Annotated in this window: 22 protein-coding genes, 1 tRNA gene and 2 pseudogenes; 16 read left to right on the top strand and 9 right to left on the bottom strand. The window is 61.8% G+C overall.

Going from position 1 to position 26,191, the window contains the following annotated elements; all coding sequences use genetic code 11:
• The first annotated feature begins 235 nt into the window (after nt 1-235).
• The 10 genes and pseudogenes from EN859_RS15425 to EN859_RS38115 all read left to right on the top strand — a co-directional run bounded on the left by EN859_RS15425 (nt 236) and on the right by EN859_RS38115 (nt 8,611).
• Nucleotides 236-320, top strand: a tRNA-Leu gene (locus EN859_RS15425).
• Between the two features lie 137 nt (nt 321-457).
• Complete coding sequence (locus EN859_RS15420; protein ID WP_127853746.1) at nt 458-1,840, top strand: DUF6538 domain-containing protein; 1,383 nt, start codon at nt 458-460, stop codon at nt 1,838-1,840.
• Between the two features lie 270 nt (nt 1,841-2,110).
• Nucleotides 2,111-2,684, top strand: a pseudogene (locus EN859_RS15415) (XRE family transcriptional regulator).
• Nucleotides 2,685-3,026 carry an RES domain-containing protein gene (locus EN859_RS15410; RefSeq protein ID WP_245525584.1) on the top strand — a complete coding sequence of 114 codons (342 nt, stop codon included), beginning with the start codon at nt 2,685-2,687 and terminating at the stop codon, nt 3,024-3,026.
• 352 nt (nt 3,027-3,378) lie between these two features.
• Entirely contained in the window at nt 3,379-4,650 is a 1,272-nt protein-coding gene (locus EN859_RS15400; protein ID WP_127853744.1) for an amino acid ABC transporter substrate-binding protein, read from the top strand.
• A 163-nt stretch (nt 4,651-4,813) separates the two neighbouring features.
• Nucleotides 4,814-5,686, top strand: coding sequence for a branched-chain amino acid ABC transporter permease (locus EN859_RS15395; RefSeq protein WP_127853743.1), 873 nt, complete (start codon nt 4,814-4,816; stop codon nt 5,684-5,686).
• Between the two features lie 8 nt (nt 5,687-5,694).
• Nucleotides 5,695-6,681: a branched-chain amino acid ABC transporter permease gene (locus EN859_RS15390; RefSeq protein WP_127853742.1), complete on the top strand. Its 987-nt coding sequence runs from the start codon at nt 5,695-5,697 to the stop codon at nt 6,679-6,681.
• Nucleotides 6,678-7,424: an ABC transporter ATP-binding protein gene (locus tag EN859_RS15385; protein WP_210237696.1), complete on the top strand. Its 747-nt coding sequence runs from the start codon at nt 6,678-6,680 to the stop codon at nt 7,422-7,424. The genes EN859_RS15390 and EN859_RS15385 overlap by 4 nt, the downstream gene beginning before the upstream one ends.
• The gene (locus EN859_RS15380) at nt 7,421-8,137 is read left to right on the top strand and encodes an ABC transporter ATP-binding protein (protein ID WP_127853741.1); all 717 of its coding nucleotides are present in this window, start codon (nt 7,421-7,423) and stop codon (nt 8,135-8,137) included. The genes EN859_RS15385 and EN859_RS15380 overlap by 4 nt, the downstream gene beginning before the upstream one ends.
• A 321-nt stretch (nt 8,138-8,458) precedes the next feature.
• Nucleotides 8,459-8,611 carry a hypothetical protein gene (locus EN859_RS38115; protein ID WP_189501990.1) on the top strand — a complete coding sequence of 51 codons (153 nt, stop codon included), beginning with the start codon at nt 8,459-8,461 and terminating at the stop codon, nt 8,609-8,611.
• 57 nt (nt 8,612-8,668) lie between these two features.
• On the opposite strand, the gene EN859_RS15375 is transcribed toward EN859_RS38115, so the two are convergent.
• From EN859_RS15375 to EN859_RS15350, 7 genes and pseudogenes are all read right to left on the bottom strand, one after another.
• On the bottom strand, nt 8,669-9,736 hold the full coding sequence (locus tag EN859_RS15375) for an ABC transporter ATP-binding protein (protein ID WP_127853740.1): 1,068 nt from the start codon (nt 9,734-9,736) through the stop codon (nt 8,669-8,671).
• A complete protein-coding gene (locus EN859_RS15370) occupies nt 9,736-10,524 on the bottom strand; it encodes an ABC transporter permease (protein WP_127853798.1) in 789 nt (262 codons plus the stop codon). The genes EN859_RS15375 and EN859_RS15370 overlap by 1 nt, the downstream gene beginning before the upstream one ends.
• Nucleotides 10,524-11,393, bottom strand: a complete 870-nt coding sequence (locus EN859_RS15365) for an ABC transporter permease (protein ID WP_127853739.1) — start codon at nt 11,391-11,393, stop codon at nt 10,524-10,526. The genes EN859_RS15370 and EN859_RS15365 overlap by 1 nt, the downstream gene beginning before the upstream one ends.
• A gap of 23 nt (nt 11,394-11,416) precedes the next feature.
• Entirely contained in the window at nt 11,417-12,478 is a 1,062-nt protein-coding gene (locus EN859_RS15360) for an ABC transporter substrate-binding protein (RefSeq protein ID WP_127853738.1), read from the bottom strand.
• Nucleotides 12,479-12,518: 40 nt separating this feature from the next.
• The gene (locus tag EN859_RS39265; protein WP_348632925.1) at nt 12,519-13,547 is read right to left on the bottom strand and encodes a PfkB family carbohydrate kinase; all 1,029 of its coding nucleotides are present in this window, start codon (nt 13,545-13,547) and stop codon (nt 12,519-12,521) included.
• A gap of 87 nt (nt 13,548-13,634) precedes the next feature.
• Nucleotides 13,635-14,513 (bottom strand): annotated as a pseudogene (locus EN859_RS15355) (ADP-ribosylglycohydrolase family protein); the annotation flags it as partial.
• 39 nt (nt 14,514-14,552) lie between these two features.
• Nucleotides 14,553-15,278: a GntR family transcriptional regulator gene (locus tag EN859_RS15350; protein ID WP_127853737.1), complete on the bottom strand. Its 726-nt coding sequence runs from the start codon at nt 15,276-15,278 to the stop codon at nt 14,553-14,555.
• 801 nt (nt 15,279-16,079) lie between these two features.
• Here EN859_RS15350 and EN859_RS15345 point away from each other — a divergent pair.
• The 5 genes from EN859_RS15345 (at nt 16,080) to EN859_RS15325 (ending at nt 23,169) form a co-directional block, all read left to right on the top strand.
• A complete protein-coding gene (locus tag EN859_RS15345; protein WP_127853736.1) occupies nt 16,080-18,029 on the top strand; it encodes a PrkA family serine protein kinase in 1,950 nt (649 codons plus the stop codon).
• A gap of 19 nt (nt 18,030-18,048) precedes the next feature.
• On the top strand, nt 18,049-19,359 hold the full coding sequence (locus EN859_RS15340; RefSeq protein ID WP_127853735.1) for a YeaH/YhbH family protein: 1,311 nt from the start codon (nt 18,049-18,051) through the stop codon (nt 19,357-19,359).
• A 10-nt stretch (nt 19,360-19,369) separates the two neighbouring features.
• Nucleotides 19,370-20,920: a SpoVR family protein gene (locus EN859_RS15335; RefSeq protein ID WP_127853734.1), complete on the top strand. Its 1,551-nt coding sequence runs from the start codon at nt 19,370-19,372 to the stop codon at nt 20,918-20,920.
• Between the two features lie 284 nt (nt 20,921-21,204).
• Nucleotides 21,205-22,623 carry a magnesium transporter gene (mgtE, locus tag EN859_RS15330; protein ID WP_127853733.1) on the top strand — a complete coding sequence of 473 codons (1,419 nt, stop codon included), beginning with the start codon at nt 21,205-21,207 and terminating at the stop codon, nt 22,621-22,623.
• A 159-nt stretch (nt 22,624-22,782) separates the two neighbouring features.
• Nucleotides 22,783-23,169, top strand: coding sequence for a MerR family DNA-binding transcriptional regulator (locus EN859_RS15325; protein ID WP_127853732.1), 387 nt, complete (start codon nt 22,783-22,785; stop codon nt 23,167-23,169).
• 36 nt (nt 23,170-23,205) lie between these two features.
• Here EN859_RS15325 and EN859_RS15320 read toward each other — a convergent pair whose 3' ends face one another.
• Nucleotides 23,206-23,682, bottom strand: coding sequence for an isoprenylcysteine carboxylmethyltransferase family protein (locus EN859_RS15320; protein WP_127853731.1), 477 nt, complete (start codon nt 23,680-23,682; stop codon nt 23,206-23,208).
• Entirely contained in the window at nt 23,679-24,683 is a 1,005-nt protein-coding gene (locus EN859_RS15315) for a DUF1624 domain-containing protein (RefSeq protein ID WP_127853730.1), read from the bottom strand. The genes EN859_RS15320 and EN859_RS15315 overlap by 4 nt, the downstream gene beginning before the upstream one ends.
• A gap of 250 nt (nt 24,684-24,933) precedes the next feature.
• On the opposite strand from EN859_RS15315, the gene EN859_RS15310 reads away from it, so the two are divergent.
• Nucleotides 24,934-26,136 (top strand): MFS transporter, encoded by a 1,203-nt coding sequence (locus EN859_RS15310; RefSeq protein ID WP_127853729.1) that lies wholly within the window; start codon nt 24,934-24,936, stop codon nt 26,134-26,136.
• Nucleotides 26,137-26,191 lie beyond the last annotated feature (55 nt).

The following is a 26,191-nucleotide window of genomic DNA, read 5'->3' as shown; positions in this document are numbered from 1 at the left end:
CACTTTAGATGTTTGTTTCAGGCATATCGTTGATCCCAAAACCGCTGCGCGCTTTGGGCGACATGCATTAGTCCTTCATATGGCGGCAATTGGCAGAAACGTCCAGTTCGGACCGCGTTTCAAGCCTTTGGACCATTATGCCAATCGTGAGGCGATTATTGCTCAGCGCGCACTTGTTTCGCCGGAAACGATTTGCTACACGCCGCGGGCCGGCCCATTCCGGCTCCTACCACGTGCGGTCGTGGCGGAATTGGTAGACGCGCAGCGTTGAGGTCGCTGTGGGGCAACCCGTGGAAGTTCGAGTCTTCTCGACCGCACCATTAAATTTTGGAAGCAGCACCTCTAACTCATTGAAATGTCAGGATGGTAGTGGCCCCTTGTGTGGGGGCGCTTGGCTTTTTCGCCTTGCTGCGATACAAACTGCGATACAAACTGAGATACATCGCGAGTTTGGCCCATGCGAAAAGAGGCCGTCGCAGAGCCCGCCAGAGACCCGGATCGCTACCTCGTTCAGCGTGACGGGGTTTTCTATTATCATCGGCGAATGCCTGCCAAGATGGTCGGCATAGACGATCGCGGCAGGTTCATTCGCAAATCCCTGGAAACGGATGAGCGCCGCCTTGCACGTGCTATGCGCGACAAGCTCGAAGACGCGGATAAGACCCTGTGGGCCATACTTCTTTCCGGCGGCGAAACAAGGTCGGCACTCGATCAGTATCGCGACGCCGTTCGCCGGGCTGAAGCCATGGGCGTTTCCTATCTTTCGAACGGACAGGTGGCAGGCTTTCAGAATGTCGATTCAATTTTAAAGCGTGTCGAGGCGCTGGAGCGCGTTCAAGCGGCCCCGGCCGTGGCCGACGCTCTTCTCGGCGGTGTGCGAGTGCCGCCCGTCAAAATCTCCGAAGCCTTTGATGTCTATGCCGATGAGATCATGGCACATGAAGTGGTAGGCAAGAGCCAGTCGCAGCGCCGAATGTGGAAGAAGGTAAAGCAGAGAGCCATCAACAATTTTGTTGCCCTTGTCGGCGACAAGCCCATCGGTGAAATCACGCGCGAGGACGGATTGACCTTCTACCGGTTCTGGCTCAGGCGCGTTGCACCGCCGCCAGAAGTCGGACCCGCCACACATTCCGCGTCGGCCGGCAATCGAGATCTCGGCAATATGCGGGATCTCTACAGGCGCTATTTCGCTCATCTGGGCGAGGAACAAAAAGGCACCCCATTCGATGACCTCCGCTTTTCGGAGCGCGGCAAGCGCCGTCGGAAACGGCCATCATTCGAAACCCAATGGATATCCGATCAAATCATGAGGCCGGACGCCTTAGCATCCCTGGATCCTCAAGCGCGTCGCTGCGTTCTGGCTCTGATCGAGACAGGCGCGCGGCCAAGCGAGATATGCAATCTCGACGAGACAGTGATCTTCATCGATACGCCGGTTCCGTATATTCGCATCACCCCACGGGAGGATGCCGATGATCCGCGCGAAATCAAGACCGAATGGTCCGTGCGCGATGTACCGCTGGTCGGCATCGCGCTGGAAGTTTTCAGGAAAAATCCGCGGGGCTTTCCGCGTTACCGCAATCGCGAAGAGGCGCTTTCTGCAAACCTAAATAAGTTTTTCAAAACCAATAAACTTTTCCCCACGCCAAAGCACAAGATTTACTCCCTCCGACACAGTTTTGAGGATCGCATGAAAGAGGCAGGCATCGACAGTGAGCTTCGCAAGATCTTGATGGGCCACACGATCGAGCGTGTAGAGTATGGTTCGGGCGGATCGCTGCAATGGCGTCACGACGAACTCAAAAAGATTGCTTTGCCGTTCGATCCCGAGATTGTTTGAGCCGCTCCTGGACGCGCAACATTGCGCTCGTCTCTGCCATTAATTTCTTCTTTTCGCATTCAAGACGCTCGTAAATCGGAAGATACGCTCGTCCGTTATTGCCGGCCTTGTGGATGGCTAGGGCGATCGTATCAAGAGCGCGGTCAATTCTCTCCAAGGTCACAGGCTCAGGAACTGTGCTGACCTGTGGCAGAACACAGTTCGTCTGCTGTTCCCACGTCTGTTTCCTGTTCGACGATGACACAGAGGAGATAATGGCAGCAGGCGCAGGTGAGAAAAGCGGCTCGCCTCTAGGATCGTACGGCGGAGGTGCTTCGACGTAGAAATCGGAAAAGAGGTCGATCCGGCGGCCGGCGCGCAGACGATCACGCCGGTCGAGGAACAGCCGATCGCTTCGGATGACATGTTTCCCGTCGAGAAAGCGGGCAAGCCCGATGCTGAACTTGAAGCGGCGCTCGCCGCGGCGCGCGAGCGTGGCCGCAAGCGTGTCGCCGAAATTGTCGCCGGCGAGGACATGCTGAGTGCGGAAGCCTTTGCCAAGTTGCTCGGCACATCGCGGGTGACGGTCAACGCCAGGCGGCAGAGCGGGCAGGTGCTCGGGGTCGACGGCGCCAAGCGCGGCTTCCGCTTTCCTGTCTGGCAACTCGACAAGGACGGCCGGCCGTTCGGGGCATTGCCGGCACTCCATGCGACGTTGGGCAATAATGCCTGGGCGGTCTACCGGTTTTTGGTGTCGCGTCACGGCGCGCTCGATGGGCGGACCGGCCTCCGAGCCCTTCAGCAAGGCGATGATGCCTCGGTGTTGGCCGTTGCGGAAGGTATGGCCAAGGGCGATTTCGACTGAATGCCTGGCGTTTTGCCACCACCTGATTTCGGGCGCGCAAAGCTCGAAATCGAGACCATACTGCGGGGACGGACATTCGGCCGGATCTACTGGAGCCCGTATCCCGTTCCGTTGGGATACGGGAAGTCGCCGAGCCGATTCAGCGATCCTCGACCCCGTGTTGACGTCAATCGGTTTGGCGTTCTTTACCTCGGTGACTCCCTGAAGGTGTGCTTCCTCGAGACCGTGCTGCGCGACCGGCGGGAGGGATTAACCTCCTGGCGCGCCGCGTCGATCCAGCTGGCAAAGGCCGGAATGATGGTCCGGCACTCGTCACGGATCATCTGCTACAGCTCGAAATAGACACGGCGGGGCTTTGCCGAATCGGCCAGCGAGCGCGGCTCCGCGAGTTTGCGGTCGAAGGCCTCGTTCTGGCGTGACAGCGGCGGAGCATGTTTTCACCGCCGTTCCTCCTAGCGGACGCGGTTCCGAGCGCGCGTCAAGCTGTTCCTGAAGGCGACCGTTGAGGACGATCATTTCTTTGAGCGCCTTCATCACGTGACGGCCGACGTTCTTTGCGAGAAAGGCCGCGCCACCGAAACCGTCCCCTGTTGACGCCGGCAAATCTTCCTTGTCCGCACAAAAGGCATACAGTGGTATAAACAAGAGATATCGTCGGTTTCCAATCTGATAACCGGATGAAGGGAGTTGAGTGATGTCCACGAACAGCAAAGGTTTTTCGCGCCGCCGGTTCCTCAGCGTCAGCGCTGTCGCCTTCGCGGCCGGCCCGTTGGGAATGCCGTTCGTACGAACGGCACGAGCGCAGGTGGCGACCTTCAAGGCGGGCGTTATCACCTCGCTGTCGGGCGAGAACATCCTCGGCGGCAACCTGACCAAACGTGGCTACGATCTGTGGGCGGAGGCCATCAACGCCAAGGGCGGTGTCGAGGTCGCCGGCGAGCTTTTCAAGGTCGACATGTTCTACGGTGACGACCAGAGCAACCCGGCGACCGGCGCCGACGCCGCCGAGCGCCTGATCGTCCAGAACGAGGTCGACGTGCTATTCGGCCCCTACACCAGCGGCTCGACCATCGCCGTGCAGCCGATCTGCCAGAAGTACCAGGTGCCGATGATTTCCGGCTCCGCGGAATCGCCAAACGTCTGGAAGGCCAAGCCGGAATTCAACTTCGGCATCATCCCGGCCGTGGACACCACTGCGGGTAAGTCGCTGGCCGTGCTGGCGAAACTGTCTAACCCCATGGCCAAGACGATTGCGGTGATCGGCGTCAACGAGCCCTTCTCGAAGGAAACCGGCGAAGGTTTTCGCGACGGGGCCAAGGAGGCCGGACTGGAAGTCGTCGCCTACGAATTGGTGCCGGCCTCGGGCGACCTTACCCCGGTCATCTCTAAGATCGCAGCGCTCAATCCCGACATCGTCGCCGTCGGCGGCCATGAGGAGCCGCTGATCAACGTCGTCAAGACCTCGAAGTCGCTGAACTTCCGGCCTAAGGCGCTGATAATGCACTATGGCGTCACCGACCCGGCCTTCGCCCAGGCGCTCGCCGCGGACGCCGACGGCACCTGCGGCGTCTCCGTGTGGCTGCCATCGGTTCCATACAAGGACGACGTCTTCGGCACCGCAAGGGAGTTTGCCGAGATGGCGCAAAAGAAGTCCGGGCACGAGCCCGACTATACCGAAGCGGCCTGCGCGGCCAGCGGTCTCGTTTTCGGCGATGCCGTCAAGCGGCTCGGCAAGAAGCCGGTGCTTACGCCCGAAGACAGGGTGGCGTTGAAGGACGCGATCGCCGAGACCGACATCCAAACCTTCTACGGGCCGATCAAGTTCGAGAAGGAAGGCAACCACTACCATGACAACGTCCAGCCGGTGCCGGTGCTGATCCAGATTCAGGGCGGCAAGACGGTGGCAGTGGGCCCGAAGGAGGCCGCGGCGGCAGACCTCACCTACCCGCTGCCGGCCTGGAAATAGGTGGTTTCGGACAGGGTGCGGGCGGCCTCGTCGCCATCACCCTGCCCGGCGGAACAACGACGGTTGCGCGTGCTCGGAAAATGACGGACCATGCCATGGAGTGCGGTCGCCTTGCCGCGGCGGCCCGCACTTTAGTTTGCATGACTGACGGATGGTTCCCGCCTTGGATCTTTTCCTACAGACCTTGCTGAACGGCCTTCTGATCGGCGGCGTCATCGGCACCTTTACGATCGGATTCCAGCTCGCTTTCGGCGTGCTGCACGTCATCGATTTCGCCGTGGGCGGCTGGGTCGTGTTAGGTGGCTATCTCGGCTACTATATGGCCGCCGGACTGGGCGTCGACGGATTCCTGGCGATCCCGGTGGCTTTCGTGCTGTTCGGCGCCATCGGTTATCTGATCGGGCCGATCCTCTACAATGTCCGCAACAGCCGCACGGCGCGGCCGGAATTGATGGCGCTGGCGCTGACCTTCGGCCTGTTCACGCTGCTGCGCGGCGGCATGCTGACCGCGTGGGGCTTCAATACCCACAGCGTGCCGACGGCGTTGAGCGGCGAGAGCCTCGCCGTCGGGCCGGTGACGGTGCCGCTGATCCGCGTGGCGGCGGCGGTGTTCGCGATCGCCATCGCCGGCGGACTGTTCCTGTTCCTCTACCGCACCCGCTATGGGCTGGCGATCCGAGCGACGGCTGAAAACCGGCAGAACGCCGCGCTGATGGGCGTCAACATCCGCCGCCTCAGCGCCAATGTTTACGGGCTCTACGCAGGCATCACCGCCATGGCCGGCGTGCTGATGGGCGCAATTTTTTCAGTCAATCCGGAGGTCGGCCTGCGCTATACGCTGTTCGCATTCTTCGTGGCTGTGCTTGCCGGCTTGGGTTCCGTCGGCGGTGCCCTTGTCGCCGCCCTGCTGCTCGGCGTCATCGAAGCCTTCGTCGCGACCTATGTCGGGTCGAGCTATTCGCTGCTGGCGATCTTCGCCACGCTGTTCCTCGTCCTGCTCGTATCCCCGCGCGGGATCCTGCGGCACGGCTTGTGAGGCCGGACATGAAGCCACGCTGGACCGGCCTCCTCCTGCTGATCGCGGTGATCGTTGTGCTGGCGCTCCTGCCGATGCTGGTCAACAACTTCTGGCTGCGCATCGCCACCGGCGCGCTGATGTGGGCGGGGCTGGCCTGCTCCTGGAACATACTCGGCGGCTATGCCGGCTACATCAATTTCGGCCATTCGGCCTTCTTCGGGCTCGGCGCCTATGTCACGGCGCTGCTGATGGGCGACAAGCTCGCCTGGCCCTTCTTCGCCACCCTCCCGGCTGGTATCGTGGTGACGGCGCTGTTTGCCATCATCATCGGCGCGCCGACGCTGCGCCTGCGCGGCGCCTATTTCGCCATAGCCACCTGGGCCTTCGCCGAGGTGCTCATCCAGTTCGCCTCGGTGATGGATTTCACCGGCGGCATCGGCGGAATTGGGCTGCCGCCCTTTCTCGATGAGCGCTTCTTTTACTTCGCCATGTTCGGCGCGGCTGCGCTGACCTATCTCATCACCTGGGCGCTGTTCGAGCGCTCGCGTTTCGGCCTGAAGGTCAAGGCGCTGCGCGACCACGAACCGGCGGCAGAGGCAATGGGTATCAACACTTCGCTGGTCAAGCTGCAGACCTTCGTGCTCAGCGCCGTCACCGCCTCGGTATTCGGCGCGATCTTCGCCTACTGGGTCACCTTCATCAATCCGAACAGCGTCTTCGGCGGCGACATCACCGACCAGATGGTGGTAATGGTGCTGCTGGGCGGGCTGGGCAGCCTGTGGGGGCCGGCACTGGGCGGTGTGGCGCTGTTCGTCGTCAACCGCATCATCTGGATGTACTGGGGCGACACCGCCTTCTATATCGCCATATTAGGCGCGGCCATCGTGCTGGTGGTGCTGTTCCTGCCGAACGGCATCGCCGGCCTGTTTTCGAGGCGCGGGGCCAAGTCTGGCGCCGTGCTGGACAAGGCGGTCGGCAATCTTGCCGGCGACGGCCAGGGAGGGCCCAGTTGAGCGCCGCCGAGGGCAAAACGGCTGGAGCCGGCGACCCTATTCTCGTCGTGCGCGAACTCTACCGCCATTTCGGCGGCATCAAGGCCGTAAACGGTGTCTCCCTGGACGTCGGTCGGCGCGAGATCGCCGGCCTGATCGGGCCTAACGGGTCCGGCAAGTCGACTCTGTTCAACCTGGTATCGGGCACGGTGATGCCGGATCGTGGCCAGATTCGCTTCGACGGTCACGAAATCGGCGGCCGAAAGGCTCACGCGATCGCGCGGCTGGGGCTTGCCCGCACCTTCCAGATTCCGGCCATGTTCGACAATATGAGCGTCACCGAAAACCTGCTGGTGGCAGCGGCCGAGGGCCATTGGCGGGGCGCGCGTGAACGGGCAGCCGATACGCTGGCGCTGCTCAAGCTGGAGCATGTCTCCGACAATCGCGCCTCCGATCTTTCGGGCGGCCAGCAGAAACTGCTGGAGTTCGGGCGCGTCATCATGCGCCAAGCCTCGCTCATTCTGCTCGACGAGGTGACAGCGGGCGTGCATCCCAACATCCGCAAGATCATCCTGGAGGCCATCGCGCGGCTGCGCGAGCGCGGCATCACCTTCCTGGTCATCGAGCACGACATGGAGATGGTGCGCAATGTGTGCGACCGCATCATCGTCATGGATGCAGGCCGTGTCGTGGCCAACGGCTCTTTCAACGACATCGTTCGCAATTCGGAGGTTATGCAGACCTATCTGGGGCGGCCGCAATGAGCACCACGCTCACTGCCGACAACATCGTCACTGGCTACGGCAAGCAGGAGATCGTCCATGGCGTCTCGCTGAGCGCGGAGGCTGGCAAGATCACCTGCATCTTCGGGCCGAACGGCAGTGGCAAGTCGACCCTGCTCAAGGCCATTGTCGGCGCGCTGCCGGTGTGGAGCGGCACGGCGAGCCTGGGCGATGCAACGCTCTCCAACCTTGCCGTCCATGAGGTGGTGCGCCAGGGGTTGGTGCTGATGCCGCAGGGCGGCGGTGTGTTTCCGCGCCTGACAGTGATGGAGAATTTGCGCATGGGTGGCTACGCCATCGCGGACCGGCGGCTAGTCGAGCAGCGCATCGAGGCGTTGATCGAGCAATATCCCTCTTTGGCACGGCGGCGGCGCACCGCGGCCGGTTCGCTTTCGGGCGGCGAGCAGGCAATGCTTGCGCTGGCGCGAGCGCTGGTTTCGGAACCGCGCTTCATTCTGCTCGACGAGCCTTCCGCCGGGTTATCGCCGGCCATGGTCATCGAGACGCTCGAACGCATTACCACCCTCATCGCGCACGGCATCGGCATTGTGATGGTGGAGCAGAACATCCGCGAGGCGATGCCAATTGCGGACAAGCTTTACATCCTGGCGGCCGGCGAAAAGCGCTTCGAGGGAACGCCTCGGGACGTGCGCGACGACCGGCAGATCATGGATATCTATATGGGCGGAGCGTGAGAGAACATTTGCAATTCTTGCGGTCGACCATGAATATCCCCAGCGCGAGTTGCAAGTGCCAACATTTTCTAGTGCGATCGATCGCCGCCCAGTCTGGCTTTGCCGCCAGGAAGTGATCTTCGGCCCACAGGCCGGACTGTCGCGGACTAGTCGCTTGGCAGTTAATGGCAAGATCTCGGTCGTCAAAGCTGCATTCGCCGATCTCCAAGAGCGGACAGCGCCTATGACATGTCCGAGTGCCAGCAGTTATTTCGGCGTATGCGTTAAATCCCGCCGATCCACCATCAAGTTGCAGCGTAGTATGGCGTGCCGAAGGTGGCCATGCTGGGCCTCGAGCTCGCGGATCAGAGCCTCGGTCTTGTCGTCGAGGACGACGACGACCTCGTCGGGGTTCTCTTCCGCGTAGTAAAGAGCCAGGCGGCCGACCGCGAGATTGATGACTTCATGATCGACCCACGCTCGCACCCAGCGTGACGAGAAGCTCGTCCAACTGCTCGAACTGCTCGGGCATGTTGGCACGGAGGCCGCGCGCTAACCCGCCGCGATCAGAACAGTACTCTCCGGCGACCATCGCAGTACGACATCCTGACCTTCCGCCAGCCTCTCAGCGCCGGTGTTCTGCACGATCACCTTCAGCGTCTGGCCGGCACGCTCGACGAAGTATGTGCTGTTGTTGCCGGCGAAGATGCGTTTGGAGACCTGGCCCCGCAGCACGTTCGCATTGGGCGCATTCGGAGTTCCGGTATCCGTGGCAATGCGGATGCGTTCGGGGCGTACCGCGCAGCTGGCCTTCGCGCCGGCGGCAAGCTTGGCACCCGCGCCAGCGGCGATCGCCGTGCCGTCCTGCAGCCGGATGCCGTTGCCCGTGCTGTCACCGCGAAAGATGTTGGCGTCGCCGAGGAAGGTGGCGGCGAATTCGCTCTTCGGCCGGTCGTAGATCTCCTCCGGCGGCCCTTCCTGCACCAGCCTGCCGTCGCGCAATATGCCGATGCGATCGCTCATCGTCAGCGCTTCTTCCTGGTCGTGGGTGACGAAGATGGTGGTGATGCCGATCTCGCGCTGTATGCGCTTCAATTCGATCTGCATGTCGACGCGCAGCGCCTTGTCGAGCGCGCCGAGCGGCTCGTCGAGCAGCAGTACGCGTGGCTTGGTAACGATGGCGCGAGCCAGCGCAACGCGCTGGCGCTGGCCGCCGGAGAGCTGATGCGGACGACGGCTGCCTAGCTTACCCAACTGAACCAGATCGAGCGCGCGTTGTACCTCGGCGGCAATCACAGCCTTGGGCTCGCCGCGCACCGACAGGCCGAAGGCAACATTGTCGGCAACGCTCATATTGGGAAACAGCGCATAATTCTGGAACACCATGCCGATACGGCGCTTTTCGATCGGCACCCGCTCGACGCTCTCGCCGCCGATGGCGATGCGGCCGAAATCGGGAAAGTCGAAGCCTGCGATCTGCCGCAGCAGCGTGGTCTTGCCGCTGCCTGACGGCCCGAGCAGCGCATAGAAGCCGCCATCGGCGAAATCGATGGAGACGTCGTCCAGTGCCTTGTGCGCGCCGAAACTGCGCGACAGGTTCGATACCTGCACGCCAGCCATTATTTCGCTCCGCCGAATTTGAAGAAGCGCGCCGTGAGTAGCATGAGCGCCATCGATACGACAATGATGATGGTCGAGACCGCGTTGATCTCGGGCGTGAAACCCTTGCGGATCGCAGCGTAGATTTCGACCGGCAGCGTCGTCTGCCCCGGCGTCGACAGGAAGTAGGAGACGACGAACTGGTCGAATGACACGGCAAACGCGAACAGCCCGCCGGCTATGACGCCCGGCATGATCCATGGCAGCGTGACGCGGTCCGTCACTTGCCACTGGTTGGCGCCGAGTGAGCGCGCCGCCTCTTCCAGCTCCGGCGCGAAGGTCTGCAACCGGGCCGACACGACGACGATGACATAGGGCAGCGCCAGCGCCACATGGCCGAGCAGGATGGCGAACAGACCGCGCCCGATGCCGACGCCGAAGAAGAAGATCAGCATCGCCGTGCCGGTGATCAGCCATGGAATGGCGATCGGCGGAAACAGCAGTGCCTGCAGGAATTTCCTGCCGCGGAATTCATAGCGGTAGAGTGCCAGTGACGCCGCCGAGCCGAGCAACACGCAGATGATTGTCGTGATGACGGCGATCTCGACGCTGTTCCAGGTGGCGGAGATTAGCTGGTCGTTCTGCCATAGCGAGGCATACCACTCCGTCGTCCACTCGAACGGCAATTGGTAGAAGGGCGAGACGTTGAACGACATCAGCGCCATGATGATGATGGGCAGATAAAGGAAGGCGAGCAGCAGCCAGATGTAGAGGCGGCCGAGCCATTCGAGGATGCGGGTCGTCCGCATCACGCGGCCCTCCTGAGTATCGGCGATGCCACTGCCAGGATGACCAGCACCACAGCCAGCAGGATAAAGGAAAGTGCAGCGCCCAGCGGCCAGTTGAACACAGCGACGAACTGGTCCTCGATGACCGTGCCGTAGAAGGTTCCGGTGCGGCCGCCGAGGATGCGCGGTTCCATAAACGAACCGACGACGGGAACGAAGATCAGCGCTGCGCCGGCGACCAGCCCCGGCATGGACAGCGGGATCACTATGCGTTTCAGCACCTGCAGCCGCGAGGCGCCGAGCGAACGCCCTGCCTCGATGAGGGAACCATCGATGGCTTGCAGGGTGAGATAGCAGGTCAGCACCATATAGGGCACGTAGGAATGCACCAGCCCGATGATGACCGCCGGGTAGGAATACATCAGGTCGATGTTGATCTTGATCGGCAGCACCGCGTTGAGCGCCGTGTCGAGGATGCCGCCTTCGCGCAGCACCATCGCCCACGAGAAGATGCGCACCAGCCCGTTACTCCAGAATGGCAGGATGACGAGCAGGAAGATCGCCTCGCGGCTGCGCCCCTTCAGCACCTTGGCCAGCACATAGGCCGCCGGATAGCCGACGACGACGCACCACAGCGTCACCTCAAGCCCTAGCCTGAGCGAGGCCAATAGCAGCGTGGGATAGAGTCCTTGCGAAAGGAAGGCGGTGTAGTTGTCCAGCGTGAACGACCACGCCTTGCCCGACAGCGGCAGCTCGGTCATGAAGGAGAAGAACACCATGGCCGACAGCGGCAGGAAGATTGCCACCGTCAGCCACAGATAGGCGGGGAGGAGCAAGGGCAACGCCGATCTCAGTCCGCTTCGCGAACCGATCGCAACCTGTCCTGCCATGATGCTCCTCCTCCCCGAAGCCGCTACTTCACGTTGACCTTCAGCTCCTGCCACAGCGCCAAATACTTCTCGCGTTGTGCATCGGTGATCGGCGCCTGGAACTGGATACGCTTGGCGACTGCCGGATCACCCATCACCTTGCGGTTGAAGGCATCTTCGGGAAGCGCCGCAACCGCCTTGGTGTTGGCCGACACCGGCGCGCCGACCTTGGTGACCCATTCGACATAGAAGGTTGGGTCGATCATGTAGTTGATGAAGGCTTGGGCGCCGGCGACATTCTTGGAGCCGGCCGGAATGGAAAAGGCGTCGAGCCAGGCTACGGCACCCTCCTGCGGAATGACCAGCGAGACCGGCAGCTTGAAATGCGTCTTGGCACGGTCGGCCGAGCCGCTCCAGTAGGTGCCGATGTCGATCTGGTTGGAGGCGACCATCTGGTTCCAGTCGTTCTCCGAGCTCCAGAACGTCTTGATCTGCGGCATCAGCGAGGTGAGCTTCGCCTTGACTGCGTCCATGTCTTTGATGTCGTTGATGTTCTGGCCGGTGGCGATGGCCCCGAACTGGATCGCTTCGACAGCGTCGTCGCGAATGACCACGCGGCCCTTGTGCGCCTCGTTCCACATTTCGGTGATGCTGGTCGGCGGCGTGTCGAAGGATTTCTCGTTGATGGCGAGCGCAGTCAGACCCCACACCCATGGCACGCCATAGACCTTGCCGTCATGGTCGAGCATCGGCGACCCCGACTTGTCCGGGCTGATGTCGGCATAGTTGGGAATCTTCGAGACGTCGATCGGCTGGATCAGCTTTTCCGCCATCGCCTGGTCGTTGAAGGCGGCGTTGATCATGACGACGTCGTAGAGGCCGGGGTTGGTCCTGAGCTTGGTCAGCATTTCCTGTTCGGAATTGAAGAAGTCGTTGACGACCTTGTTGCCGGTCGCCTTCTCAAAGACCGCGATGGCCCAGGGCTCATCCGCCCCGTAGCCCTTCCAGTTGAGCACGTGCACCTCATCGGCCTCGGCGGCGAACGCAAGTGCGAAGGTAAAGACGGCGGTCGCCGTCAAGAGAGCAGTCAGTGCAGGCATTCGCATGGTTTCGTTCCTCTCTTTGTTGGCCCGGTTCCCGGGCTTGTCAGACTTTCAGGCTGGTAGGCATGAGCCTTCTGGTTCCGCCATGCGCGGCCGCGTCATGGTTCAGGAATATCTGGATTTCTTGATCGGTTGGCGCCGACGAGCCGCCGTGGCGAGTGACCGATAGGGCCGCCGCCGCATTGGCATAGCGCGCTGCCTCGAAGGGCTGCACGCCGCGCGCCAGCGCGCTGACGAAGGCGCCGATATGGGTGTCGCCGGCGCCGTTGGTGTCGATAGCTTCGACCTTGAAACCGGCAATGGTTTGCGCGGTGCCGTCGGCCAGCCGCACGTGACAGCCTATGGCGCCGGCGCGAATGACGACGCCATCAGCCTTCGGGCAATGGGCTTCCAGAAGCAGCGCCGCGACCGCTGCAACTTCGCCCGGACCGGCGATCTCGGCGGCCTCTGCCGTGTTGCAGCTCAACCAGGTGGTGCGGGCGAGCACCCGCGACAGGACAGGGCGCGGAATGTCTATGATGACAGGTGTCGGGTCGAAGACCAACGGTGTCTCGGCCGGGAGCGCCTTGATCCAGTCGGTGAGCGCGTCGCGGCTCTTGGGATAGCTCAGCGTGTAGCCGGAAGCGAACACCCAATCCCCCGGCGCGACCACAACGGGCGCCATCATGTCGAGGCTGAGCAGGCTTTCGGCGCCAGGCCACGAGACGAAGGTGCGCTCGGCATTGCTGCTGATCATGGCGACGCAGTTGCCGCTGTCCATGACAGGCGATGGCGGCGTCAGCGTCTCGATGCCCTCAGTGGCGAAGGCGGCGCGCAGGAAGTCGCCATTGGGTCCGCTGCCAAGCTGCCCGCCAAACACCACGGTCATGCCGGTGCGGGTGGCCGCGACCATCATGTTGAAGCCGCCGCCGGCAAAATGCGCATAACTCGAAGCGGTCTTCTCGGTGCCAGGCGCCGGCAAGGCGTCGATGCGGTAGACATAGTCGACCACCGCGCTGCCGACGTGGACAAGACGCCCGCATGCCGCAGCGTCCTTGCCGGTACTGGTCTTGTCCGCACAACCCTTGGACATTCGCGCCGCAACAAGGTCGGCGGCGAGCGCCCTAACTTCCGCTATGTGGATGCCCTTGAGGTCCGCAATGCGGTCCTGAGGCAATCGCAAAAAGCCGGTGCAGGCGCCGGCCATGCCGGCCGCGATGGCGCCAATCGTGTCGGTGTCGCCGCCGAGATTGGCGCTGATGACCGCCGCTTGCCATGGATCGCCACCAGCGACTTCCAGCACCGCAAAGGCGGCCGGAACGGATTCTTGGCTGGCGACGCCAGTGCCGACCAGATCGGTGATCAGCCCGATCGCTTCCTTCGTGGCCTTGCCACGCACAATATCCTGCGCCCAGGCGATGCGCGCGGCGATGTCACCGCCGGTCACCCAGTGGCCGAGCGTCGCCCCTCGCTTCGCGGCCGCGATGGCGCTGTCGGAAGCGGTGCGCCAGTCACCGCCGGTAACGCCACAGCTGACGGCGGCCGCAACGGCGGCTGCGGACGCAATGGCGATCGAGGTGTTGTGCGTCGCCCGGCAGGTTTCAGCCACCTTGGCAACCAGCGCGTCGAGCGGCTCCAGCGGCATCATAATGCCGACAGGCGCGATGCGCATGGCCGCACCATTGGTGTCGCCGTTGCGCCCGGCCTCTTCCGCCGGCACGCCATTGTTGATGGCATCTATGGCGCGCTTGGTCGATGGCCCCAGCAGATCGTAGCTACCGCGCGCCTTGACCTCGCGCTCCCAGTCGAGCAGCGCATTGACCCATCGCGTATGGTCGAAGCGGTTGCCGGATTCGACCAGGATACGGCCAAGCAGTAGCGCCTGTTCGGTGTCGTCGGTGATCGCTCCGGCGGGGAGCCCCTTCGACACCGGATGGTCGGCGAAAGGAGCAATGAAGCCCTCGACATGGCCGTAGAGTTCGGCGATCCGGGCCGGCGACAAAAGCTGCGTCGGCATGCCCAGCGCATCTCCCAGCGCCCCGCCGACAAGTGCTCCCATGGCGCGATCGAGCGTGTCCTTGGTGTGGTCCGGCATCGCTCAGAACCTCATATGCAGCGCGAAATGCGCCGGGTTGAGCAGACTGGTCACATATTCGATCGGCCGGTCATCGGCAGCACGCGTCAGCCGGCGTCCGCGCAGGAAGGGTGTGCCTTGCGGGCAGCCCAGGATGGCTGCGTCCTCGGCGTTGAGCATCTCGATGCCGACCCATTCCTCGCCATGGTCGGGAATGAGGCCGGCGCCGCGCAGCGTCTGGTGCAGCGAGCCTTCACGTAGCCCGCGCAACGGCACGTCCTCCAGTTCGGGTGACAGCGGCAGGCGGCTGCGCTCGATGGAGATAGCGTGGCCGTCGCTGGCATTGGTGCGCACCCGGTCGACAGCGATGAAAAACGAGCTCTCTATGCCTAGCAGCGCGGCAAGATCGGCGTCCTCGATCACCTCCAGTCGCAGCGTCCGCGTCTCGGCATTGGCGCCGGCGTTGGCGAGCGCCCGCGACCAGCCGATGGAGTCATCAACCGGCTTGCCGTCGAAGGTGACGAAAGAACCGATGCCGACCTTGGTGGTGATAAGCCCGCGGCTGGACAGCTCCTCGAGGCCCTTGCGGACCGTATTGCGGCTGACGGAAAAGCGCTGGACGAGCTCGCTCTCGCTTTGCAGGCGGTCGCCGAAACCGAGTACGCCGGAGCGGATTTCATGTTCGAGAACGGTGGCGATCTGCTCGGGTTTGCCCGTGCCGGGAGAGAGTTGAACCGAGCGCCGCTTCATATGGGTACCTGTTCAGTGAACCTGTATAATCCTGTTCGATATCTGGACGCGATGGCCTTGTCAAATGAACGAGGCTGATCGGATGCTCCGACTGCGCTTCAGCTGTCTTGCTGCGTCAAGCCCTTTGATCGATCGGGCGCCGGTCAAGCCCTTCGACCGATCGCCCGTAAGGTGGCCGCCGCGCGCAGCGAAGGTCAAGGGCGGCCGGACGCTTGCCAATGGCTGCCTACGCTCATCGCGGCGCAATTTGCGGCAAGCAAATCCGGCCGGCGAAGCCTTGCCCTTGACGGAAGCGAGCACGGCGGCAGGCTGCCGGCGCGTCAGGATCGTGGTATATGCACTGTCGTCCGCAGCAGCATGACGACGATGTCTGCATGCTTGGCTCAGACGGCATGAGTAATCGGTGCAATACGGCGGGCAATGATGCCAACACCGCCAGCACCGCCGCAACCTCGGCTATGCAGAATTGCGACAAAAGAGCGCTTGGCTGTCGCTTCCCGAGTAACCCGCTCATGTTTTCAACTGATGTGACGCGGTTCTGGCTTCAAGCCAAGGCGCAAAGATGCTATACGTTCACATCCGCAAAAGCGTTTGCCGTCCAATAGCTGCCTTTTAAGCTTGAAGGCCGCCCCATGTGGGCAGTAGGTCGCATCGCGGCGGTTCGAGGCAGAGGATCGAAACCGACGCGGGCAAAGAGGCTTAGGCAGCTCTCTGCTATGTGAAGGGAACAACAACGCTTTCCGACAGTTGAATACGCAAAGAGGCCGCAACCACCCAGACCGGCCTCGGGGCGAGAACACCATGCGAGAGAACCAGTCCGACGTCTTCGATCTGTTTTCGGAGATTTACACCAGTGCGGCTCAGGAGGAGATGAGCCTCCAGCAATATCTCCTTGCCTGTCGCGAGGACAAGTCGATGTATGCCTCGGCGCCCGAACGGATGGTCGAGGCGATTGGCGAGCCCACTCTGGTCGACACCAGCAAGGACGAGCGGCTGGGCCGCATTTTCTCCAACCGGACCGTCAAGGTGTATTCCTCTTTCGCCGATTTCTACGGTATGGAGGATACGATCGAGCGCATCGCCGGTTATTTCCGCTATGCCTCGCAAGGGCTCGAAGAGCGCAAGCAGATACTCTATCTCCTCGGCCCGGTTGGTGGCGGCAAGTCCTCCCTGGCGGAGCGGTTGAAGAACCTTATGGAGCAGCGCCCGATCTACACGCTGAAGGTCGGCAGCGAGATCAGCCCGGTTTTTGAATCGCCGCTCGGGCTCTTCCATCCCGATCGTATGGGCGACCTCCTGGAGGATAAATACGGGATCGCACGGCGCCGGTTGAATGGCCTGATCTCGCCCTGGGCGGCCAAGCGGCTCGACGAATTGTCCGGCGACATCTCCAAGTTCAGCGTCGTCAGGCTGATGCCCTCGCGGCTGCGCCAGATTTGCATCGCCAAGACCGAGCCGGGTGATGAAAACAACCAGGACGTTTCGGCCCTGGTCGGCAAGGTCGACATAAGGCAGCTGGAGAATTTCAGCCAGTCCGATCCGGACGCTTATTCCTATAGCGGCGGACTAAACCGGACGACGCAAGGGTTGCTCGAGTTCGTCGAGATGTTCAAGGCGCCGATCAAGGTGCTGCATCCGCTGCTGACCGCGACCCAGGAAGGTAGCTATAACGGCACCGAAAATTTCGGGAGCTTCCCTTACCAGGGCATCGTCGTGGCCCACTCCAACGAATCGGAATGGCTGCAGTTCAAGAACAACAAGAACAACGAAGCTTTTCTCGATCGTATCCTTGTGGTCAAGGTGCCATATTGCCTGCAGGTCACCGAAGAGAAGCAGATCTACGAAAAACTGCTGCGCGAAAGCGAATTGGCCGCCAGCCCCTGTGCTCCGGAAGTGCTGGACATTCTCAGCCGGTTCACCGTCTCGACCCGACTTGCCGAGCACGACAATTCGCCGCTCTATACCAAGTTGCGCGTCTATGACGGCGAGAACCTCAAGGAGATAGATCCTAAGGCGAAGTCGGTTCAGGAGTATCGCGATGCCGCCGGGGTCGATGAAGGCATGACCGGCGTCAGCACGCGCTTCGCCTTCAAGATCCTGTCGCAGACGTTCAACTACGACACCAAGGAGGTGGCCGCCGATCCCGTGCATCTGATGTACATCCTGGAGCAGGCGATCAAGCGCGAGCAGTTCCCGAAGGAAGCGGAGGCGGCCTATCTCGACTTCATAAAGTCGGAGCTCGCCACGCGCTATGCCGAATTCATCGGCCATGAAATCCAGAAGGCCTATCTGGAATCCTATAGCGAATATGGCCAGAACCTGTTCGACCGTTACATCGCCTACGCCGATGCCTGGATCGAGGACCAGGACTACAAGGACCCCGATACGGGCCAGATCCTCAACCGCGAGGTGTTGGACAACGAACTGTCGCAGGTCGAAAAGCCGGCAGGCATCGCCAATCCCAAGGACTTCCGCAACGAGGTCGTGAAATTCACGCTGCGCGCCCGGGCGAGAAACCATGGCCGCAACCCGTCATGGACAAGCTATGAAAAGTTGCGTGAAGTCATCGAGAAGCGGATGTTCGGACAGGTCGAGGACCTGCTCCCAGTGATCAGCTTCGGCTCCAAGCAGGACAGTGTAACGGAGAAACGGCATAACGAATTCGTGCAGCGGATGGTCGAACGCGGCTACACCGAACGTCAGGTCCGCCGGTTGGTGGACTGGTACATGCGTGTGAACAAGGCGGGCTGAGGCCAGCCAGGATGTTTCCATGCCGATCTTTATCGATCGCCGACTGAACCCGAAGGACAAGAGCCTCGGCAATCGCCAGCGCTTCCTTCGGCGTGCGCGCGAGGAGCTGAAGCGAAGCATCCGGGATCAGATCCGCACCGGCAGGATCGCCGACGTGGATAGCGAGCATATCGTGTCGATGCCGGCGAGGGGCACAGACGAGCCGCGCTTCAACGATGCGAGGGACAGCGGCAGGCGTCAGCACGTCCTGCCGGGAAATAGGCATTTCGCTCCGGGAGACCGAATCCCCAGGCCCGGACAGGGCGGCGGCGCAGGGTCGTCTCCAGGGACGACGATATCGGAGGACGATTTTCGCTTCGTGCTTTCGCGCGAGGAGGTGCTCGATCTTTTTTTCGAGGACCTCGAGCTTCCCGACATGGTCAAGCTCAATCTCAAGGAGATAGTCGCCTTCAAGCCGCGCCGCGCCGGCTTCGCTGCGACCGGCTCGCCAACCAACATCAATGTCGGACGCACGATGCGAAACAGTCATGGCCGCCGCATAGCGCTCAGGCGTCCCAAGCAGGAAGAGCTTGATGCGATTTCGAAAGAACTCGCAACGCTGGAGGCAGAGCCGCCGAGTGCGGCCGCACGCCAGCGCATCACGGCGTTGCAGGAAGAGCTTGAGTGGTTGGAGCGCCGCCGCAGGCGGATCGCCTTTGTCGACCCGGTCGACATCCGCTTCAACCGCTTCGACCACCGACCCGTACCGAATGCCAATGCGGTCATGTTCTGCCTCATGGACGTGTCCGGTTCGATGGGCGAACGAGAGAAGGATCTGGCCAAGCGCTTCTTCGTGCTGCTGCACCTGTTCCTGAAACGGCGCTACGACCGCACCGAAATCGTTTTCATCCGCCATACGCACGAGGCGCACGAGGTGGATGAGGAAACTTTCTTCTACCATACGCAAAGCGGCGGCACGGTCGTTTCCACGGCGCTCGAGGAGATGCACCGCATCATCGAGGAGCGTTATCCCAGCAACGAGTGGAACATCTATGCCGCCCAGGCGTCGGACGGCGACAATTTCGCCACCGATTCCGAGCGCTGCATAGCCCTCCTCGACGGCCAGATCATGCGGCTCTGCCAATATTTCGCTTATGTTGAGATCATTGATGAACGCGAGAGCCACATATTCGGCACCACCGACAACGGGACATCGCTGTGGCGAGCCTACAGCGTGGTCAACCAGAAATGGCCGAACTTCCAGATGAGCCGCATCGCCAACGCGGCCGACATCTATCCGGTCTTTCGCCAGCTTTTTGCCAGGCAACCGGCCTTGCAGAAGAGTGCTTGAGAGGGTGCTGATGGCCAATCAAGCGAGCAAATCCGGTTTGCTCTTTTCGGGGTCCGACTGGGATTTCAAGACGCTGTCGCGGGCCTACGAAGCCATCGAGGCGATCGCGGTCGAAGAGCTTCACCTCGACGTCTATCCGGTGCAGATGGAGATCATCTCATCCGAGCAGATGCTCGACGCCTACTCCTCGGTCGGCATGCCGCTGATGTATCGTCACTGGTCTTTCGGCAAGCATTTCCTCTACCAGGAACTGCTTTATCGCAAAGCCGGGCGGGGGCTCGCCTATGAACTGGTCATCAATTCCAACCCCTGCATCGTTTACCTGATGGAGGAAAACACCATGGCCCTGCAGGCCCTGGTGACAGCCCATGCGGCACTCGGCCACAATCATTTTTTCAAGAACAATCATCTGTTTCAGCAATGGACCGACGCCGGCGCTATCCTGAGCTACCTGGACTTTGCCAAGGGCTACATTGCCCATTGCGAGGAGCGGCACGGCGTGACTGCGGTGGAGGCAATCCTCGATGCGGCCCACGCGCTGATGGAACAGGGCGTATTCAGGTATCACCGGCCACCGAAGCTGTCGTCGGAGAAGCAGCGTGACGGTGTTCGCGAGCGCCTGGAGTACGAAGAGCGTTCCTACAACGATCTGTGGCGCACGCTGCCACCTTCAAAGGGCGAGAACAAGGCTGGCGTAGAGAACCTCGGCATGGCGGAGCGGAAGAAAACGCTTAACCTGCCCGAGGAAAACCTGCTCTACTTCCTGGAAAAGAACAGCCTGATCCTGGAGCCTTGGCAACGCGAAATCATCAGGATCGTGCGCATCATCGCGCAATATTTCTATCCGCAGCGGCAGACGCAGGTGATGAACGAAGGCTGCGCCACCTTCGTGCACTACACACTCATGAACATGCTGTTCGATCGGGGCCGGATCAGCGAAGGCGCGATGTTGGAGATCCTGCGAAACCATTCGAACGTGATCTTCCAGCCGGCCTTCGACGATCCGCGTTTTTCCGGCATCAATCCCTATGCCCTGGGCCTTGATATGATGCAGGATATCCAGCGCATATCGACTGAGCCGACCGCTGAGGACCGCGATTGGTTCCCGGATATCGCTGGCAACGGCGACTGGCGTGAAACACTGCTCGACGCGTGGAGGAACCATCGCGACGAGTCGTTTATCCGCCAGTATCTGAGCCCGGCGCTGATTCGAAAATGGCGGTTCTTTGTCCTCGCCGACACGGCCAGCGAACCGCATTACGAAGTCCAGTCGATACACAATGAGCGTGGCTACGAAAAAATACGCGCCGCGCTCGCTCACAGCTACGACATCGGCGCCAGCCGGCCGGATATCCAGGTGGTGGATGTGGATTTGCTCGGCGACCGGCATTTGCGACTGCATCACAATGTCAAGGACGGCATCATGCTGGAGGACAGCAGCCGCGACGCCACTTTGCGCCATGTCCGCAGCCTATGGGGTTATGAGGTCAGCCTAGCCGCAGTCGATGCTCAATCAGGCGCGACAATCCACGAACGTTCGACCAGCCAAATCGGGGGATGACGTCGTCGTTCCGAAGCCAATCGCTTCCGCACCGATTGGCACGGACCAGAGTCTCCACGGTCTTCCCTTTTGGCAGCGTTCACTCCGCATCCAGGACAGGGCGCATTTCATTTGATATTCCCGTGCGTTGCGCCATGGAGCGGCGGCCTCTCAGGTCGAATCGTGGCGCCGCTCGATCTTTGCGTTTGAGCATCAGATTTTCCCAAAACCGGTTTCCACTTTTGGGTTCGATGCTCTAGACCTGACACGCACCTTTTCCGGAATTCTGATGGCGGGAGGCGCTGGTGGAAGGCCAGGACGAACACATGATCGGCGTCAGGGCCGCTGAAGACAGCCACGCCGATATCTACGGCGAGGACGGCGCCATTCTGTCGTCGTTCCTGGCCCAGATCGGCGCGGCGATCGCCGATCGCGACACGCTGGCGCTGAAGCGTGAAGTCGGCGACCGGCACCAGTCGGAACTCGGCGACCTGCTCGAAGCGCTCCATCCGGAACAGCGCCGTGCGCTGGTCGAGCTGCTGGGCGCCGACTTCGACTTTTCCGCGCTGACCGAGGTCGATGAGGCGATCCGCCGCGACATCGTCGACAATTTGCCCAACGCGCAGATCGCCCAGGCGGTGCAGGAACTCGATTCCGACGACGCGGTCTACATTCTCGAAGATCTCGAAAAGGAAGACCAGGATGAGATCCTGTCGCAACTGCCGTTCACCGAACGGATAAGGCTGCGCCGCTCGCTCGACTATCCGGAAGAGACCGCCGGCCGCCGCATGCAGACAGAGTTTGTCGCGGTGCCGCCATTCTGGACGATCGGCCAGACCATCGACTACATGCGCGAGGACAAGAACCTCCCGGACCGGTTCAGCCAGATCTTCGTCATCGATCCGAGCTTCAAGCTGCTCGGTGCCATCGACCTCGACCAGATCCTGCGCACCAAGCGCTCAGTAAAGGTCGAAGAGGTCATGCATGAGACAAGGCATGCCATTCCGGCCACCATGGACCAGGAAGAGGCCGCGCGCGAATTCGAACAATACGACCTTCTCTCCGCCGCCGTCGTCGATGAGAACGAACGCCTCGTCGGCGTGCTGACCATCGACGACGTTGTCGACGTCATCCAGCAGGAGGCCGAGGAAGATCTGCTGCGCATGGGCGGTGTCGGCGACGAAGAATTGTCGGACAGCATTTTTTCGACCTCGCGCTCGCGCGTCCCGTGGCTGCTCGTCAACCTGCTGACGGCGTTCCTGGCGGCTTCGGTGATCGGCCTGTTCGACCGCACGATCGAACATATCGTGGCGCTGGCCGTACTGATGCCGATCGTCGCCGGCATGGGCGGCAATGCTGGCTCGCAGACCATGACCGTCACGGTGCGGGCGCTGGCAACGAGGGACCTGGACATCTACAATGCCGGCCGCATCATCCGCCGCGAGATGGGGGTGGGCTTCATCAACGGCATCGTCTTCGCCATCCTCATCGGTTTCGTCGCTGCGGCCTGGTTCCGCGACCCCAATCTGGGCGGCATCATTGCGGCGGCGATGATCATCAACATGTTCGTGGCCGCACTGGCCGGCATCCTGATCCCGCTGCTGCTCGACCGGTTCAAGGTTGACCCTGCTGTGGCATCCGCGGTTTTCGTCACCACGGTCACCGATGTCGTCGGGTTCTTTGCCTTCCTTGGCCTCGCCACATGGTGGTTCGCCGTACGCTAAGCGAAGCTCCGCCTTCAATTGACTTTTACGTAAATGCCGTGCGAGGCTTGTCGGAAGAGGGCTATCGGGCCGATTCCGGCACGTGATGAGCCTCTTTGGGGACGAAGGGCGGAGCCGAATGAAGGGCAATCGCACCTGATTCCGGCATGTGGAGCGACAATGCGGGAATATTACTCGATCACCGAACTGACCCGCGAATTCGACGTATCGACGCGGACGCTGCGCTTCTACGAGGACGAAGGGCTGGTGCAGCCGGTGCGGCGCGGTCGCACCCGGCTGTTTCGCCCCTCTGATCGGCATCTCATCCGGCAGATCATGCGCGGCAAAAGGCTCGGCTTTTCGATCAACGAGATCCGCGAAATCATCCAGATGTACAAGGAGCCGCCCGGCGAGGTCGGCCAGCTCAAGCTGATGATCAAGCGCATCGAGGAAAAGCGCGAGGATCTGCGCCAGAAGCGCCGGGACCTCGAGGAGACCTTGGCCGAACTCGATCAGGCCGAGGAGTCCTGCGTCGAGAGACTGGCCGAGCTCGGCGTCAACACCTGAGCGGCCTCTTGAAAAGGCCTTGTGGAGGCCGACTGCTCAAATCCAGCGCCGGACCCTTTTCGCGTAGTCCCGGTATTTCTTGCCGAACTTCGTCGCCAGCACCTTTTCCTCTTTTTCGATCGCCAGCTTTTGCGTTGCGAAGGCCGCGATGATCGCCAGCGGCAGGAACCATGCAATCCCCGAGACAAAGGCGACGCCGATCAACAGCAGCGTATTGGCCAGGTATATCGGATTGCGGCTGACGGCGAAGGGGCCAGAGGTGACCAGATGATCAGGCACGGCGTTCGGGTCGAGCGTCGTTTTGGCGCGAACCATGGTGCGGATCGCCGTGAACCAGAGCGCGGCGACGCCGAACAAAGCCACCCAGCCGGCGGCGAAGAGGATGTCGCCCAGAAGATCGCCGATCCACGGCAGCGGATAGAGAAGGCCGAGCGCTATGCTGATGGCGATAGCCGCGACATAGATCAGCGGCGGCCATGGTATGCGCCCGGGTTTCGGCTGGCTGTCGGTCATTGTTGCCCTCCCTCCATCATGGTGCTGTCGGTCCTGGCGGTGCACGTGTTGGCGAGACCGGCGATATGCGCCTTCCACTCCGCAGTCTGGTCGCCGCTGTAGAGCCGATCAAGCGTGGCTTCGGCCTGCAGCGTATCGAGCATGCACACACAATAGCTTGAGCAGAATTCCGTGTCGCGTGTTTGCTCGCAGGATATCTGGCACGATTTCAGGAAGCTCACCTCCCTGGTCTCGATCGGCGCCGGCATGAATTGCGAAAACAGCCAGACCGAGCCGAACAGTACCGGCTGGTGGATCAGGTAGAAGGCGAGGCTGTGCCGGCCGATGAAGACCAGCGGGTTTGTCCAGCGGCCAGGCGTGAGGTTCGCCAGCCACGTCAGCATGCCGGAGGCGGAGGCGAGTTTCGCCGCCGCGATGCCGAGCAGCACGGCGCCGAACCAGGGCAGCAGCGGAACATAGTCGTTGGAGCGCGGATTGGTCGACGACAGGCCGACCCACCACAGGGCAGGCTGGTCGAAAGTCACGGACCTGAGGTAAATGGGCGCAGCGATCACGCTCGCCGCTACAACAAGCGTCAGCAGCGCCGGCAGCCGCAGGAACAGCAGGCCGAGCAGGCTGGCCAACGCGATTTCGTGTAGTATGCCGAAGAAGATGAAGCCATCGGGTGTGGCGAACCAGGTGACGGCCGATATGGCGAGCGCCGCCCCGGCGACCATGGCGAAACGCTTCCAGAAGCTGTTCCAGCGGATTTCTTTGCCATGGGCAAGGAACAGGCTGACGCCGACCAGGAACAGGAAGGTCGAAGCGATGCAGCGCGCGTAGAACTTCCACCAGCCAAAGGCTGTCAGGCCGGGGTCGGCGTAGTGGAAATTCTCGAGATCCCATGTGAAATGGTAGCTTGCCATGGCGAGCAGGGCGATGCCGCGTGCCACGTCGATGGCAATGATGCGCTTGGGCTTAGGCTGTTGCTGAACGGGCTCGGTTGGCGCGTGAATGCTCATGGTCTCGCAATTCTGATTCAGCCCCCTGCAAGACGACTATCACGGTTGCACCCGACAAAAGAAGCTGGCCATGCGTGGCATTTGGTGCCGGCCCGCCACTGTGCGGGGCCTGTTTACATCATGGCGCTTTAGGCCAACGGCGGAAAGCCTTTGACCGGCTTCGCTTTTCGGCTTGAGCGCGCGATTTCCTGCTACTGACCGCCTGCTCGCGAGGCCAGATTTGGCCGGCGATTCCACTGTCGGAGGGCCAATGGCCGCCACTCACGTGCGCCATCCGGTCTGGCTTCCGGCCTTGCGGCCGGCGGATGCGCGCACCTTCTCCTCGCTCTATGCGGTTGAGTCCTTCGCGCGCGCCACCATATCGAGCGTCATTCCGATCCAGGCCTACGAAATCCTCCACGACGAGCAGATCGTCTCGATCCTCTATACCATCGTTGCGCTTCTCGGCCTGTCGGTGACACTGTTCATGCCGCTGCTGATCCGGCGCTTTGCCCGGCGCTGGGTTTACACTGCCGGGGCCTGCCTGCTCGCCGTCGGCTCGATGTTGTTCGTCACGCACACGCTTGCGGGGCAACTGGCCGGCATGCTCTGTCGTGTCATGGGCGCCAGCGCGTTGTCGATCACGCTCAACCTCTACATTATGGACCACATCCGCAAGACCGATTTCATGCAGGCCGAATCGCAGCGCATGGCATGGTCGATGTTCGCCTGGACCGGCGGGCCGACGCTCGGCATCTTTCTCTACACCCGCTTCGGTATCTATGCCGCGCATGGCGCGGTTGTCGTCTTCGCCATGATCCTGCTGGCGCTGTTCTGGACCTACCGGCTCGGCGACAACCAGTCGATCCGTCCAGGCAAGACGCGGCCGGCCAACCCCCTGGCCAATATCGGCCGCTTCGTCGCGCAGCCGCGGCTCAGGCTGGCATGGCTGATCGCCTTCGGCCGCTCCTGCTTCTGGACGACGTTCTTCGTCTACGGGCCACTGTTCATGGTGGTCACCGGCGAGGGCAAGCTCGCCGGCGGCCTCCTGGTTTCCGCAGGCAACGCGCTGCTGTTCATGGCCATCTTTTGGGGCAAGGCGGGAAAGCGCTTCGGCGGCCGACGAACCATGACGTTTGCTTTTCTCGCAATGTCGGCGATGCTGCTGGCGGCTGGCGCCGTCGGCGAAGCCGTGCCGCTGCTCACCGGCGCTTTCCTGCTCTGCGGCGCGTTCTTCACCATTGCGCTTGATGCGCTCGGCTCGACCGCCTTCATGCGTTCAGTGCGGTTCTATGAGCGGGCGCAGATGGCGGCGGTCTATCGCACTTATCTCGACTTTTCCGAGCTGACGCCGCCGCTGGTCTATTCGGTGGTGCTGGCGTTTTTCGGGCTGGGCTCGGTCTTCGCCACCCTCGGCCTGCTGGCGGCGATCTGTGGTTTCGTGACGTGGCGATATCTGCCGAAATCTCTTTGACGCTCAGGCTGAAAGGGCTGTGTGGATTGTGGCGCGCTGTCGCGGACTTTAAGAT

This window comes from Mesorhizobium sp. M00.F.Ca.ET.216.01.1.1 (assembly GCF_004010325.2).
GTDB lineage: Bacteria > Pseudomonadota > Alphaproteobacteria > Rhizobiales > Rhizobiaceae > Mesorhizobium.
Note: the sequence above shows the minus strand (reverse complement) of the source record. Positions and strands in the feature narration are given on the sequence as shown.